Raw genomic sequence first — 14,730 nt, 5'->3', positions numbered from 1 at the left:
AATGTCATCAATCACATATTAACCAGTAGATATAATATATCAATGAAGAAAAGGCATTTCCAAAGGCGGATTAAGTGATTTCATTAAAAAGGGCCAGAATTCCATTTCTTGACTCCATAGCCAGAAGCTTTTTTCTGAACTGATCGTCTCTGCTCATCTTACTTATTTCACTCAATAATTTTAGATGAACTTCCTGGTCATTTCCCGGAGAAAGAAGAAGAAACATGATTCTTGTGCTGCGCCCTGTTTCATGCTCGAATATGCCGTGCGCCGAAAGTCCCAGAGCAATCACAGGCTGATCAAGGCCGTCCACCCTTGCGTGCGGGATAGCTATATCCTCACCAAAAAATGTGGAACCCTGGAGTTCCCTAAGCATAACCGAACTCCACGCCTTTTCATCAGAAAGGCCAGGGCAGCTTAAACAGCAAAGCGACACAAGCTCTTTCATGGCTGCATCCTTGTTCATGCCTGAATTCCAGATAATTGTTCTCTCTGCTGAAATCAACGACCTAATCCGGCTCTGCCACTGCATTTCAGTCCTCGGATTAGCTGCTTGGATTCTTTCATGGTCAATCGATGCTTTTTCTGGCTTATAAATCTGCCTTGTATCAAGAACAACCACTGTGATTCCCCTGCTTTCGGAAATCAGGCGTTCCACTATCCCCTGCTCTCCTTTCAGTCTCTGCCAAAGACCAGACTTTTTGCCCGAAGTTCCTATCACAATGTGCCCAACCCGATATTCAGTGGCAAATTGAAGCATTGTCTTAACAATGTCGTCTCCTCTGTAAGTGAAAACAGTCGCGCCAAGCTGTTGGGCAAGGCCAAGGGCATTTGACAAAAGACGCTGGGTTTCGGAATCTATTACTGTGGGCCGCTCTGAAGCAGTCTGAACGTAAATTGCGTACCAGTTTCTGTTAAGCCTGCCGGCGAGACGGGATGCATAACGAAGAAGAGCCTCACTGTTAGGGCCTCTGGAGCTTAGACAGACCATTACCTGATCAGGGCTTGATGATACTTGCTCTTCAAGGGGATTTCTTCGTTTGGAATCGATATGTGCGGCCATTTCACGCAAAGAAATCTCCCTGAGTTGCTCAAGATTGGCCGGTCTGAAAAAATTATCGAGTGCAGTCGTTATCCTTTCATGACCGTAAATTTTCCCTTCTTTCAGACGCCTCCTCAGATCATGGGTTGTCAGATCCACATTTACGACCTCATCTGCCTCAGCCACCACGCGATCAGGAATCCTTTCCTTGACTTTTACACCTGTGGCTCTTTCGACAGTTTCGTAAAGACTTTCAAGGTGCTGGACATTAAGAGTGGAAATAACATGAATACCTGCCGCAAGAATTTCTTCGACATCCTGATATCTTTTTGAATTTCTGCTTCCTGGCACATTGGTATGGGCAAGCTCGTCAACAAGAACAACCGAGGGCTTTGCTGAAAGAATCGCATCAATATCAAGCTCATGAAGCTCTATTCCTCTGTATGTGGTTATCCGGGGCGGGATCAGTTTCAGGCCTTCAATGAGAGCCGCTGTTTCCTTTCGTCCATGGGTTTCGACTATTCCGACAGATACATCAATACCGTCAGCCATCATCCTGTGGGCTTCAAGCAGCATCTGATATGTTTTGCCGACTCCTGCGCAATACCCAAGATAAATTTTGAGCCTACCTCTCCGGGATTTTTTTATAAGCCTGAGAAAGCTGTCAGCTCGTTTTTCAGTCATGGTTCAGCCCATCCTTATTTTCATGATTTTCATTTTCACAAGAATAGTGGCAGCCATCAGATACAGGCAGAGAGAACCTGAATTCAGATCCTTTGCCAGGCTTGCTCTCAGCGCTTACGGTTCCCCCATGAGCCTCAACAATCTGCTTTACGATTGCAAGTCCGAGTCCTGCACCGGAATGGCCATTTTGCCCCGGAACTCTGTAGAACCTGTCAAAAATCCTGCCAATATGCTCTTCACTAATACCCTTGCCAGTATCCCTGATTGAAAAGCACACCATATTACCGGATCTCTCAGAGCCTATCGTTACTGTTCCACCCGGATCTGTGAATTTGAAAGTGTTTGAAATAAGATTGGCCAAAACATGGGCGACCATGCCTGAATCGGCCATTACATCAGGAAGATCATCAGGAAGAATGCTGATCAGATTCAACCCTCTGTCCTTTGCCTCCGCGGCAAAGCAGTCGATGCTGTCCATGATAAGCATGTTAGCGTCCACAGGTTTGATATTCAGAAATTCCCGACCTGATTCAATTCTGTCCATATCCAAAAGGTCATCCAGAATACTTGCCAGCCGTTCGCTCTCGTCACGTGCGGCAATGAGAAGTTCGGTCTGTTTTTTATTAATATGCCCTATTTTTTCATCCAGAAGAAGATGAACAGACATGCGAAGGGATGTTAGCGGAGTTTTAAGCTGATGGGTAACAGTTGAAATCACTCCTTTCTTCAATTCCTGCTGCTCCCTTATTGCAGTTACATCTTCAATTACTATGGCTGCCCCGGAAAGTTCTCCATCTGCGTAATCAGATCGAACCGGAATAACAGCTGGTCTGAAAAAATGCTCCCTGTTATCAATAAAAAGCTGGATCAGGCCCCCATCCCGCTCAAGTGCAGCCGATTCACCATTTGCCTGCACAGAAGAAACCATCTCCCTGAGCCATTCCAGACCTGAATCCACAACAGCCTTACCTGAACAAAGCCCGAATTGTTTTTCAGCAACTTCTGTGGCAAGCTCGATTATCCCATTTTGATCAGCCACGGCTATTGCAACAGGAAGAATCTTAAAAATCTCTTCTGTTGCCCGTCTCCCGCGTGTCAGCCCCATTCGTTCCGCTCTGACAAATTTCCTGAGACCTTCTGCCATCGAATTAAAAGCTTCGGACAATTGCCCCATCTCATCCCTTGAGTCAGTTTCTATTACAAGCTCAAGTCTTCCTTTACTTATTTCTTCTGCTGATTCGATAAGCCTTCTTAAAGGAACCAGAATCCATCTTTGGATAAGATATATGAATAAAACCGCCACAATTGCCGAAGACAAAATACCAATCAGCAGATGCCTGCGTGCGGAAGAAGCCTTTCTCCTTGCAGCATCGTTGGCATCTGTCATGTTTTTCTGGTTTATTTCGAGAATATCCTGGGCATTGTTTTTAATCCCTGAAAACAATGGATACAGCTTATTGAAATATATTTCACGGCGGGAATCTATAGTAATGGAAGTATCTGTAACCATTTTGAGTATTGGCAGGTATTCTCCGAATAAAGCTCTTATTTTGTTAGCCTTTTCAGCCTCGCCCTGAATTGTCAGATTTCCAAGCTCTGTTTCAAGTGCGGAATCGAATTTCAGGATTTGTTCATCAATATTTACTGGCTCATTTCCTGTAAGAGAGATAAGAGCTGCGCTGTCAATGCGTTCAAGGGCTTCCTTCATGTCCTGGCAGGCAATTACGCTACGGTAATTTTCCCTGAGGATCACATCTATGGCTTTTCCCAGATCATCCATCTGCCTCATTGTCATGACTCCAATTACGGCACTGACTGCAAGAATACTTAAAAATCCGAGAGCAAGCTTCTGGCGTATTCCGATCATATTAAACTCCTTATTTTCTGAAAAAGCAGGATTTGTGCCAGATTTAAATCTGAATAGATTAACGAATGGATAAATAATAATAAGGTTGTTGCCTTAAAAGGCCTGTTCCCCTTAAGTGTGGAGAAGGATATATGTAATAACCATTTGATATTGAAATATAAAAAGCTGCCTCCGGCGGGTCGCTTTTTGAAAAAAGCTCCGCAAAAACTTTCAATGATATAAATAATGGGCTGTTATCATAAAAAATCATAAAGTTTTTGAGGGGTTTGGGGATCTTTTTTCAAAAAGATCCCCAAGAAAATAAACTAAAAACAATTTGTTCTACATATTTAAACATTTAACTGGAACAGAGCCTTAAAAAAAACAAGAATTGCAGAAAAGAGGCTTGCAAAATGCAAGACATCAGTAAAGAAGCTGAAATCTATATCCCGTACTGCTTTCGCTTCCTCCAGAGAGTTGCCTGATCTATTCCAAGAATCCCGGAGGCTTCCTGCATGACTTTTGTTGAAGCAAGAACACGCCTTATATGCTGTTCTTCTATTTCTGAAATGGAAACCGGATCACCGATGCGCATGGCAGAACTTCTGACATGAATAAAATCAGGAAGATGGCATAAATCGACTGTGTCAGATTTGCAGAGTATGGCCGCCCTTTCCACCACATTTCTAAGTTCGCGGATGTTTCCAGGCCATAAATATTCTTTCATGGCTTTCATGGCTTCTTCTGAAAAGCCCTTGAACATTTTATGATTCTGGCCTCCGAAAAAGGAAAGCATGTCAGACGCTATTTTTTCAACATCCGAAGGTCTTTCTGAAAGAGGCGGAAGATCAATCTGAATCACATTCAGGCGGTAATACAGATCTTCCCTGAACCTGCCGTCCCTGACAGCTTTTTCAAGATCAGCGTTTGTTGCCGCTATTATTCTTACGTCTGCCTTTCTGGTTTTATGATCGCCAACACGTTCATATTCCCTGTCCTGTAAAAATCTAAGCAGTTTGGGCTGAACATGGAGAGGAAGGTCTCCAATCTCGTCAAGAAAAAGAGTCCCTCCTTCGCAGGAAGCTATTCTGCCTGGATTATCCCGGAGCGCTCCTGTGAATGCTCCCTTGACATGACCGAAAAGCTCGCTTTCAAGAAGCTCTGCCGAAAGAGACGGGCATGATATTACTGCAAGCGGCTTGTCAGCTCTTTTGCTCCATGAATGAATGGCTTTTGCAAGAACAGTTTTACCGGTTCCGCTAGGCCCCCTCAGCATGACAACAGCTTCTGACCCGGCAACCTCGGCTGCCAGATCCAAAGCCTTCTGCATTGATGGATTTGATGATGAATATGAAACCGAAGGATGAAGCCGTTCAATATCATTCTGAAGATTGATGATTTTCTGCTCCATGCGGCGTATTTTACCGACTCGCTCTGCTATTAAAAGAACCTGATCAGGCTTGAAAGGCTTTGCAAGATAATCCGAAGCGCCAAGCTTCATGGCCTCAACAGCAGTCTCGACAGAAGCAAACGCGGTTATCACAACCATTTTTGTCCAAGGAGAAACAGATACAATAGAAGGAATAAGATCGAGCCCGCTTTCAGTTCCAAGCCTCAGATCCACAAAAGCAAGATCAAAAACCTCTGACTCCAGCTCTGAAATGGCATCTTTTGAACAACTCACTGTCTTTGTCCTGTGCCCCGAAGACTCAAGGCACATGGACAGGGTTTTTCTGATATTTGGTTCATCGTCTATTATAAGTATATTCATAGGGCGCAGGGCTTTCAATGAGAGTAGTCAACAGGATGAATTAGTTCTGACAGTATCACATAACCTCCAAGCATTTAAAAACATTCTTTCACGTCATATCTGCCCTCCTGAAGGAAAAGGCTTTCATTCGGATTAATAGAGTGCTTGCATTTTGCAATACTCTTTTTATGGCTATATGCAAAAAACAAAGCATGCGCACACCATACACACATAAATCATTGATAATACTATTCATATAAACACGAGCATATGGCATGCAATATGCTCTTAATTATGGCGTAAGCTTATGAATATCCATTTTTAAGCACACTACAAAACAGGAGAAATACAAACAATGAATGACCTTCTTGCAATAACCATGACTATGATCTTTTTCGGCATGTGCGTCATGTACTTGTCCGGACTTGAAAAACTAAGGAAATAGAAAATGAATCCCGAATACCTTATTAGTGCCGCCATCGCTGTATTTTTGATGATCTATCTCTTTTACAGCCTGATAAGACCTGAAAAATTTTAATGCCCGGAGTTCAAAATGACACTTAACGGATGGTTGCAGATTTTAATATTTTTGGCAGTCGTATTTGCCTTGACCAAGCCGCTTGGAACATACCTTTTTAGTGTGTTCGAAGGGCCCAAAAGACCTCTGCCGCGAATTTTCGGCCCTTTGGAAAGATTCTTTTTCAAGGTGTGCGGAATTAATCCTGATGAGGAACAGGGCTGGAAAGAATACGCCGCCTCTCTAATTATGTTCAGCGTGATCAGCATGCTGATCACTTACGCGATCCTGAGGTTTCAGAATCTTTTACCTCTGAACCCCCAGAAATTCGGGCCAGTGCCTGCATGGCTCGCCATGAACACCTCCATCAGCTTTACGACTAATACCAACTGGCAGGCATATTCAGGCGAGACGACCATGAGCTATTTCTCGCAGATGGCAGGGCTCGCGTGGCACAACTTCACATCTGCTGCGGCAGGAATCGGCGTTGCCCTTGCAATTGCCCGCGGTTTCACCAGAAAGATAAAACCTGGAATGCCGTCCACAATCGGCAATTTCTGGGCAGATCTCATCAGGGGTACGATTTACGTGCTTCTGCCCATCAGCTTTATAGCCGCAATTTTTCTTGTCTCCCAGGGAGTTATCCAGAATTTCAGCGCCTACCATGAAATCATGACCATTGAAGGATCGAGCCAGATCATTGCAATGGGGCCTGTGGCTTCTCAGGAAGCTATCAAGGAACTTGGCACAAACGGAGGCGGTTTTTTCAATGCAAACAGCGCTCATCCTTTTGAAAATCCGACACCGCTTTCCAATATGTTTGAAATGATACTCATTTTTGCGATTCCTTCGGCTTTGACATACACTTATGGCCGAATGGCCAAAAGCCAAAAGGACGGATGGATTATCTGGGCTGCAATGGCAATTCTGTTTACTGCCGGAGTAGCAACAACATACTGGGCGGAATCCCATCCGAATGCCGCTGTTGCAGGAATCAATATGGGTGTGCAGTCGGGCAATATGGAAGGCAAGGAAACAAGATTCGGGATAACAGGATCTTCCCTTTTTGCGACAGTAACAACAGACGCGTCCTGCGGTGCTGTCAATTCCATGCATGACAGCTTTAACCCAATAGGCGGCCTTGTCCCTATGCTGAATATCCAGCTTGGAGAGGTAATATTTGGCGGAGTCGGGGCAGGGCTTTACGGAATGCTTATGTTCGTTATCCTGACAGTATTCATAGCAGGGCTCATGGTTGGACGCACTCCAGAATACCTTGGAAAAAAAATAGAAGCTAACGAGATGAAGTTCGTGATGCTCTATGTGCTCATATTCCCGATTATAATACTCGGATTCACGGCCTGGGGGGCAGTTGCGCCCTACGGAGTTTCGTCCCTGAACAACAGCGGGCCCCACGGACTTTCAGAAATCCTGTACGCATTCACCAGCGCAGCAGGAAACAACGGGTCAGCCTTTGCAGGACTTAACGCCAACACAGACTGGTATAATATAACCCTCGGCCTGTCCATGCTGTTTGGCCGTTTCTTCATGATCATACCTGTCCTTGCCATCGCAGGTTCAATGGCTGCTAAAAAGACGGTTCCAGCTGGCCCAGGCACTTTCCATACTGACGGAGGAATGTTCCTTGTCCTGCTTCTATCTGTCATCATAATAGTCGGAGCTTTGACTTTTTTCCCCGCACTTACTCTGGGGCCGATTGTGGAGCATTTCGCGGCCGTAACCGGCACAACTTTTTGATGAGGTTAAAAAATGTCTGATACAAAAACAGTTTCTCTTTTTAATAAAGATATTCTCATGCAGGCTGTCATTGACAGCGTTCGCAAACTTAGCCCCGTGCATGTCATCAAAAATCCGGTGATGTTTGTCGTTGAGATCGGCAGCATACTCACAACAGCAGCATTTCTGAGGGATATTGTGGCTCCTGACGCTGATTCCGCTCCGTTATGGTTTACTGGAAGCATAACAGCATGGCTCTGGTTTACCCTTCTGTTTGCCAATTTTGCGGAAGCTGTGGCAGAAGGAAGGGGCAAGGCCCAGGCCGCATCCCTTCGAAAGCTCCGTCAGGATATAAAAGCCCGCATACTGGTTTCCGGGAAAGAAGAATCAGTTGCATCCTCGACTCTCAGAAAGGGAGACATGGTGGTGTGCGAGGCTGGCGACATGATACCCGGAGACGGCGAGGTTATCGAGGGAATAGCCTCGGTCGATGAATCCGCAATAACAGGCGAATCAGCACCTGTAATCCGTGAATCAGGAGGCGACAGATCCGCAGTAACAGGAGGCACAAAGGTTCTTTCTGACCGGATTGTCATTAAAATAGGCGCGGATCCCGGAGGCTCTTTTTTAGACAGGATGATATCCCTTGTGGAAGGCACTTCCCGCCAGAAAACGCCTAACGAGCTTGCTCTTCATATTCTTCTTGTCGGGCTTACCATCGTCTTTCTGATTGTATGCGTAAGTCTTGTGCCAATGGCCGCGTATTCAGGCATTCATCTTTCTGCAACAGTCATGATCGCCCTTCTGGTCTGTCTCATTCCCACAACAATCGGCGGGCTTCTTTCCGCGATTGGCATTGCTGGCATGGATCGCCTGATCCGTAAAAATGTTATTGCCATGAGCGGACGCGCAGTGGAAGCAGCAGGAGATGTGGACACCCTTCTTCTTGACAAGACAGGAACCATAACCCTCGGAAACCGCCTGGCTACAGACCTGATTCCGACTCCGGGAATTGACATAAATGAGCTTGCGGACGCTGCCCAGCTTTCGAGCCTTGCTGATGAAACACCTGAAGGCAGATCAATTGTTGTTCTGGTTAAAGAGGAATTCCATCTCAGGGGCAGGGATCTTATATCCCATGATGCTCATTTCATTCCTTTTTCAGCCCATACCCGCATGAGCGGATGCGACATAGACGGCAGGGAAATAAGAAAAGGAGCTGTTGACGCCATCTGCGTATATGTAACAAAACTTGGAGGAGAAATACCCCAGGAAATACATGATATAACCAACCTGATCGCTGACAACGGAGGAACTCCGCTGGCTGTCGCAGACGGAGCAAGGATTCTCGGCATAATCCATCTCAAGGACGTGGTCAAGGAAGGCATAAAGGACAGGTTCGAGCGTTTCCGGGCCATGGGAATCAGGACTGTCATGATAACAGGAGACAACAAAAGAACAGCCGCATGTATAGCAAAGGAAGCAGGAGTTGACGATTTTCTTGCTGAAGCCACCCCGGAAGACAAAATGAGGTTCATCAAGGAAGAACAGGCAAAAGGCAAGCTTGTCGCAATGACAGGAGACGGAACAAACGACGCCCCTGCCCTTGCCCAGGCTGATGTCGGGGTTGCCATGAACACAGGGACCCAGGCTGCCAAGGAAGCTGGAAACATGATAGACCTTGATTCCAACCCCACAAAGCTTCTTGAAGTGGTCGAGGTTGGAAAACAGCTCCTCATGACAAGAGGCTCGCTCACCACTTTTTCAATCGCAAATGATATAGCCAAGTATTTTGCGATTCTTCCGGCTCTGTTTGTTTCGGCACTCCCCCAGATTGCGCCTCTCAACATCATGCGCCTTGCCTCGCCCCAGAGCGCTATTCTGTCCGCCGTAATATTCAATGCAATCATTATTATACTGCTGATTCCGCTGTCATTGCGCGGCGTAAAATACAGACCCATAGGTGCTTCAGCTCTTCTCAGGCGTTCTCTTCTGATTTATGGCCTTGGCGGAGTTATAGCGCCTTTTGTCGGAATAAAGCTGATTGACATGATGCTTCAGGTGGCAGGGCTGATATGATGAGGAGGCAAAGTGCCTCCGGCGGGTCGCTTTTTGTAAAAAGCTCCGCAAAAACTTCATGGATTTTAGATTTTTGAATCTGGATTTCCGATTATTACAGGAATATGTCGGCGTGAAAATCGAAAATTATGTAATCGTAGGGTGCTCAAGCCGCAAGGCTTGCGCACCAGAAAGCCGAATATAAAGGAACAAAGCATGAAAAATATAATCATCGCATTAAGGGTGGCCATTGTAACCCTCATACTTACCGGGATAATATATCCTTTGGCTGTCACAGGAATTGCTCAGGTTATCTTTCCTGACAAGGCAAACGGCAGCATGATTAAAAATGAAAAGGGCGAGACTGTCGGATCAAAACTGATTGCACAAGCATTTTCAAAGCCTTCCTATTTCCAGCCAAGACCATCAGCTGCCGGAAACGGTTATGATGCTTCAAGTTCGGGTGGATCGAATCTCGGACCTTCTTCACAGAAACTAAGGGAAAGGATAAAAACAGATACTGAACGTCTTATCAAAGAAAACCCGGACGCAAAAGGCCCTGTGCCTGTGGAACTTGTTATGGCTTCTGCAAGCGGGCTTGATCCGCATATTTCGACCGAAGCTGCAATGTGGCAGATTCCAAGAATAGCAAAATCCAGAAACGCAGATCCTGAAATGATTAAAAAGATTATTGAAAACACTACTGAAGGCAGGGATTTATTTATTTTCGGCGAGCCGAGGGTGAATGTTCTGCGCCTGAATATGGCGCTCGACAAAAAATTTGGAAAGGCATAGGAACCAACTTGCGCACAACCAATTTTCATGTTTTGCGTGGGAACCAATTCTATTCAGTGTTCTTGCCAACCGACAAAAATCATTAAGTTTTTGCGGAGCTTTTTTCAAAAAGCGACCCGCCGGAGTTATCCTTGTAAACGGTGTCATTAAATACCCTTATAATTCCTGTCTAACTTTGGCTTATAAGGGGTAAATTGACTCCCCGGAGGCATGCACTTTAGATCAATGTCGGATTAGGGACAAAGGCGTCCTAATCCGACCTCCCCATCTAACAATCAAGACATCTTAAAACTGCTGTAAATACCGGCATATTTCTTTCTTAACGCAGGTTTTTCAATTTTTCCGGTAGGATTCCTCGGAACATCGTCGAAATATATGAATTTCGGTCTCTTGTATCTTGGGAGAAGCTCACAAAGAGTCATGACTTCTTCCTCTGTCATATTCTTGCCGGGTTTAAGCTTGATTACAGCAGCCACAACCTCTCCCAATCTTTCATCAGGAATGCCGATTACTGCCACATCCTGAATTCTTGCGTGATGGCTCAGGAAATGCTCTATTTCGACAGGATAGATATTCTCGCCGCCTGTTATGATCACGTCTTTTTTGCGATCAAGCAGCCATACAAAACCGTCCTTGTCTATTCTGGCTATGTCCCCTGTCCTTAACCAGCCATTAACAAGGCTTGTAGCGGTTTCCTTGGGATTTTTGAAATACTCCTTCATTACTCCCGGCCCTTTTACAATAAGCTCGCCCGGCTCCCCAAGCGGTACAGGATCAAGGTTTCTGTCAACTATTGAAAATTCCCAGTCAAAGCCCGCAATTCCGATGGAGCCGGTCTTGTGGCGGTTAGGGATTCCAAGGTGAAGGCATCCAGGGCCGGTTGCTTCTGTAAGTCCGTAATTCACGTCAAATTCATGAAGCGGGAATACTTCACCCCATTTCTGGATAAGACTCGGAGGAACCGGCTGTGCGCCTATGTGCATGAGTCTCCATCTGGAAAGATCATAATTATCAAGCTTGATTTCACCTCGCTCGATGGCAAGAAGAATATCATGGGCCCAGGGCACGAGAAGCCAGACTATTGAAACCTTTTCCTCTGAAACTGCCTCAAGAATCCAGTCAGGTTTTATCCCTTTTAGAATTACAGCCGGAGCGCCCACAAGAAAATTGCCGAACCAATGCATTTTGGCTCCTGTGTGATAAAGGGGCGGAATGCAGAGAAAGGAGTCTTCTTTTTTCTGGGAATGATGATTGTTTTCCACATAGCAGGAAAATTCGAGATTCCTGTGGGTCAGGAGAACGCCCTTGGGAACTCCTGTCGTGCCTGAAGTGAAATATATGGCGGCATTGTCTGTGATAATGATTTCAGGGCCGAAAAATTCAGGCTCGCTCTTTTTGATAAAATCATCCAGATGTTCGGCATAACGGGGTGTATGCTCTTTGGGGCCAGTAAATATATATGTTGTAATTGAAAGATCAAGCTCGGTCTTGGCTGATGCAACACGGTCAATAAATTCCTCGCCGAAAAAAATCACGCTGGCTTCGGAAACATTTGCGCACATGGCGATCAGCTCCTCCGTAAACCTGAAATTAAGAGGCACGGCCTTTGCGCCTGTTCTTAAAATCCCGAAATAAACCGGAAGCCATTCAAGGCAGTTGGTCATGAGATGCACCACACTGCCACCCTTTTTGACCCCTCTTTTCACAAGTGCGTTTGCGATTCTGTTCGAGACCGAATCAAATTCCGTCCAAGTAATGCTTTTTCTTGTTCCGTTTGCAGGATCTCTTTCCACAAGCGCCGTATCATCAGGAAAAAGCCTCGCGTTTCTGGCCAGTATTTCGGTTATTATCATCAGAAAACTCCGGTTCGATTATCTTTTCAGAAATTGCCAACCCGGATCAAGTAACACCCGTTTATTATCCAAGTCAATACAGGATGCACCCCAAAAGATCATGGAAAGACTCAATAAATGGCACTTGCGTCCTTTAAATCCCAAGATAAGTCTTGATAGTTTGGCGCTGTTCATCTTACTGTGGCCATCATTTTTTTAACTCCCTTATTTCGACACACCCAGAACAGTTATAAACTGAAGGGTGGCTCTAAAAATTAGAATTTTTGATGTGGTAGCACATGGGAATCAGCAGCGTCGCACTAAGAACCGGAGGTTATGCGGTATAAATGAGGATTCGACGCTGACGCTGCCCGATTAAACTTTGGCAAAAAGGCAATTTTTAGAGTTCGCCCGAACGCAAACAGGAATCACATGAACCAGCAGGAACTTTCATCTTTTATATGGTCAGTGGCTGATCTTCTTCGCGGAGATTACAAACAGTCAGAATATGGCAAGGTAATTCTGCCGTTCACGGTTTTAAGGCGTATTGACTGCGTTCTTGAGGAAACCAAAGAAGCTGTTCTTGCGGAATTTGAAGCAAAGCAGAAGATGGGACTCAATCCAGAGCCTTTTCTTTTAAGGGTTTCAGGCCTTAAATTCTACAACACCTCTCCCATGGACATGAAAAAGCTCATGGGAGATCAGGATCATATCAGGCAAAATCTCGAGCAGTATATCCAGGCTTTTTCGCCCTCTGTCCGGGATATTTTCGAGCGTTTCGATTTTTACACCCAGATAGATCGTCTTAACAAATGCGGCCTTCTTTATCTTGTCACTGAGAAATTTTCAGGAATCGACCTTCACCCTGAAACTGTCTCAAATTTCCAGATGGGCCTTGTGTTTGAAGAGCTTATCAGAAAATTTGCGGAAATTTCCAACGAGACAGCAGGAGAACATTTTACGCCCCGGGAAGTAATCCGCCTCATGGTCAACCTGATTTTTGTGGAGGACGACGAGATTCTGTCCAAGCCCGGAGTTGTCCGTACAATATACGATCCCACAGCAGGAACAGGCGGAATGCTCTCGGTCGCAGGAGAATATCTTGAAGAACATAACCCGACGGCCCGTCTGACAATGCACGGACAGGAGCTGAACGACGAATCCTACGCCATATGCAAGGCCGACATGCTCATAAAGGGTCAGGAAGTCGCAAACATCATCCCAGGCAATACTCTTTCGGATGACGGCCACGGCCATAGTAAATTTGACTATATGCTTTCAAATCCGCCTTTTGGTGTTGAATGGAAAAAAGTTGAAAAGGAAATCCGCAAGGAGCATGAACAGCAGGGCTTTAACGGACGTTTTGGCCCCGGCCTTCCAAGGGTTTCGGACGGTTCACTTCTTTTTCTGATGCATCTTTTAAGCAAAATGCAGCCAGCCGCAGCCGGAGGAAGCAGGTTCGGCATTGTCTTAAACGGTTCCCCTCTTTTTACCGGCGGCGCAGGATCAGGTGAAAGCGAGATCAGGCGCTATGTTCTTGAAAACGATCTGGTCGAGGCAATAATCGGGCTTCCAACAGATATGTTCTACAACACAGGCATTTCAACCTATATCTGGATTCTCTCGAACCGCAAGCCAGACAACAGGAAAGGCTTTGTCCAGCTCATTGACGCAAGCTCCTTCTGGCAGAAAATGAGAAAAAGTCTCGGAAGCAAGAGAAAAGAGCTTTCTGATCAGCATATTTCAGACATAACAAGACTTTTCGGAAGCTTCACAGAAGCTAAAATTGCCTATGTTTTTGATTCAAACGGAAAGGAAACTGACCGCCTGATAATCCTGCAAGGCGAAAAAGAGCCTGCTGTGCCAGAAGGCGGAAAAGTCAAGATTGCGCCACTTTCACGCATATTCAAAAATTCCGCTTTCGGATACAGAACAATAACAGTCGAAAGACCCCAGAAAGACGAAAACGGAAAGCCTGTAATCGGAACAAAGGGCAAGCTGAAAGGCAAGCCCATGCCAGACACCAACCTCAGGGACACCGAAAACATTCCCCTTGATGAAGACATCGAGGAATATTTCAGGCGCGAGGTTCTGCCCCATGTTCCAGATGCCTGGATAGACCACGAAAAGACAAAGACAGGCTACGAGATTCCGTTCAACCGCCATTTTTACGTTTTCGAGCCTCCAAGATCTCTTACGGAAATCGACACTGACCTGAAAATTGTTACTGACCGGATAATGACGATGATAAAAGGGCTTGGGGCGTGATGAGTTGATTGGTAAATTAGGCCTATCGTAGGGTGCTCAAGCTCTAAGGCTTGCGCACCAGATGCGCTTGCCTCGAACGGTCGCTTTTTGAAAAAAGCTCCGCAAAAACTTTTGGTTATGGTTTGTATGATGCGCTTTATGGATTGCTTAAAAATAGGCTAATAATATAACGGTTGTAAGCAAATCACCCTGATATTATAT

The 14,730-nt window shown here is 45.5% G+C and carries 9 protein-coding genes; 5 read left to right on the top strand and 4 right to left on the bottom strand.

From position 1 onward, the window contains the following. Positions 1–70: 70 nt before the first annotated feature. The 3 genes from K245_RS23000 to K245_RS0103975 all read right to left on the bottom strand — a co-directional run bounded on the left by K245_RS23000 (position 71) and on the right by K245_RS0103975 (position 5,343). A complete protein-coding gene (locus tag K245_RS23000; protein WP_035276425.1) occupies positions 71–1,726 on the bottom strand; it encodes a PTS sugar transporter subunit IIA in 1,656 nt (551 codons plus the stop codon). After that, positions 1,719–3,593, bottom strand: a complete 1,875-nt coding sequence (locus K245_RS22995) for an ATP-binding protein (protein ID WP_156906691.1) — start codon at positions 3,591–3,593, stop codon at positions 1,719–1,721. Before K245_RS22995 ends, K245_RS23000 begins: the two co-directional genes overlap by 8 nt. Before the next feature lie 421 nt (positions 3,594–4,014). Beyond that, positions 4,015–5,343: a sigma-54-dependent transcriptional regulator gene (locus tag K245_RS0103975; protein WP_035276424.1), complete on the bottom strand. Its 1,329-nt coding sequence runs from the start codon at positions 5,341–5,343 to the stop codon at positions 4,015–4,017. 427 nt (positions 5,344–5,770) lie between these two features. On the opposite strand from K245_RS0103975, the gene kdpF reads away from it, so the two are divergent. The 4 genes from kdpF to kdpC all read left to right on the top strand — a co-directional run bounded on the left by kdpF (position 5,771) and on the right by kdpC (position 10,429). Next, positions 5,771–5,860, top strand: a complete 90-nt coding sequence (kdpF, locus tag K245_RS28525; protein ID WP_035276423.1) for a K(+)-transporting ATPase subunit F — start codon at positions 5,771–5,773, stop codon at positions 5,858–5,860. A gap of 15 nt (positions 5,861–5,875) precedes the next feature. Further along, positions 5,876–7,597 carry a potassium-transporting ATPase subunit KdpA gene (gene kdpA / locus K245_RS0103960; protein WP_027358263.1) on the top strand — a complete coding sequence of 574 codons (1,722 nt, stop codon included), beginning with the start codon at positions 5,876–5,878 and terminating at the stop codon, positions 7,595–7,597. 12 nt (positions 7,598–7,609) lie between these two features. Then, the gene (gene kdpB / locus K245_RS0103955) at positions 7,610–9,655 is read left to right on the top strand and encodes a potassium-transporting ATPase subunit KdpB (RefSeq protein WP_027358262.1); all 2,046 of its coding nucleotides are present in this window, start codon (positions 7,610–7,612) and stop codon (positions 9,653–9,655) included. Positions 9,656–9,850: 195 nt separating this feature from the next. After that, positions 9,851–10,429 (top strand): potassium-transporting ATPase subunit KdpC, encoded by a 579-nt coding sequence (kdpC, locus tag K245_RS0103950; protein ID WP_035276422.1) that lies wholly within the window; start codon positions 9,851–9,853, stop codon positions 10,427–10,429. 275 nt (positions 10,430–10,704) lie between these two features. Here the strand turns inward: kdpC and K245_RS0103945 are convergent, their stop codons facing one another. Next, positions 10,705–12,282 (bottom strand): class I adenylate-forming enzyme family protein, encoded by a 1,578-nt coding sequence (locus K245_RS0103945; protein ID WP_027358260.1) that lies wholly within the window; start codon positions 12,280–12,282, stop codon positions 10,705–10,707. Positions 12,283–12,693: 411 nt separating this feature from the next. Between K245_RS0103945 and K245_RS0103940 the strand changes: the two genes are divergently transcribed. Beyond that, positions 12,694–14,529: a type I restriction-modification system subunit M gene (locus K245_RS0103940; RefSeq protein WP_027358259.1), complete on the top strand. Its 1,836-nt coding sequence runs from the start codon at positions 12,694–12,696 to the stop codon at positions 14,527–14,529. The last annotated feature ends 201 nt before the right edge of the window (positions 14,530–14,730 follow it).

The organism is Desulforegula conservatrix Mb1Pa, from assembly GCF_000426225.1.
Classification (GTDB): domain Bacteria; phylum Desulfobacterota; class Desulfobacteria; order Desulfobacterales; family Desulforegulaceae; genus Desulforegula; species Desulforegula conservatrix.
Note: the sequence above shows the minus strand (reverse complement) of the source record. Positions and strands in the feature narration are given on the sequence as shown.

What these genes read in the sequence shown, in the direction of transcription:
- K245_RS0103940 (WP_027358259.1), top strand. Translation starts at nt 12,694, where the DNA reads ATGAACCAGCAGGAACTTTCATCTTTTATATGGTCAGTGGCTGATCTT.
- K245_RS0103975 (WP_035276424.1), bottom strand. Translation starts at nt 5,343, where the DNA reads ATGAATATACTTATAATAGACGATGAACCAAATATCAGAAAAACCCTG.
- K245_RS22995 (WP_156906691.1), bottom strand. Translation starts at nt 3,593, where the DNA reads ATGATCGGAATACGCCAGAAGCTTGCTCTCGGATTTTTAAGTATTCTT.
- kdpB (WP_027358262.1), top strand. Translation starts at nt 7,610, where the DNA reads ATGTCTGATACAAAAACAGTTTCTCTTTTTAATAAAGATATTCTCATG.
- kdpA (WP_027358263.1), top strand. Translation starts at nt 5,876, where the DNA reads ATGACACTTAACGGATGGTTGCAGATTTTAATATTTTTGGCAGTCGTA.
- K245_RS23000 (WP_035276425.1), bottom strand. Translation starts at nt 1,726, where the DNA reads ATGACTGAAAAACGAGCTGACAGCTTTCTCAGGCTTATAAAAAAATCC.
- kdpF (WP_035276423.1), top strand. Translation starts at nt 5,771, where the DNA reads ATGAATCCCGAATACCTTATTAGTGCCGCCATCGCTGTATTTTTGATG.
- K245_RS0103945 (WP_027358260.1), bottom strand. Translation starts at nt 12,282, where the DNA reads ATGATAATAACCGAAATACTGGCCAGAAACGCGAGGCTTTTTCCTGAT.
- kdpC (WP_035276422.1), top strand. Translation starts at nt 9,851, where the DNA reads ATGAAAAATATAATCATCGCATTAAGGGTGGCCATTGTAACCCTCATA.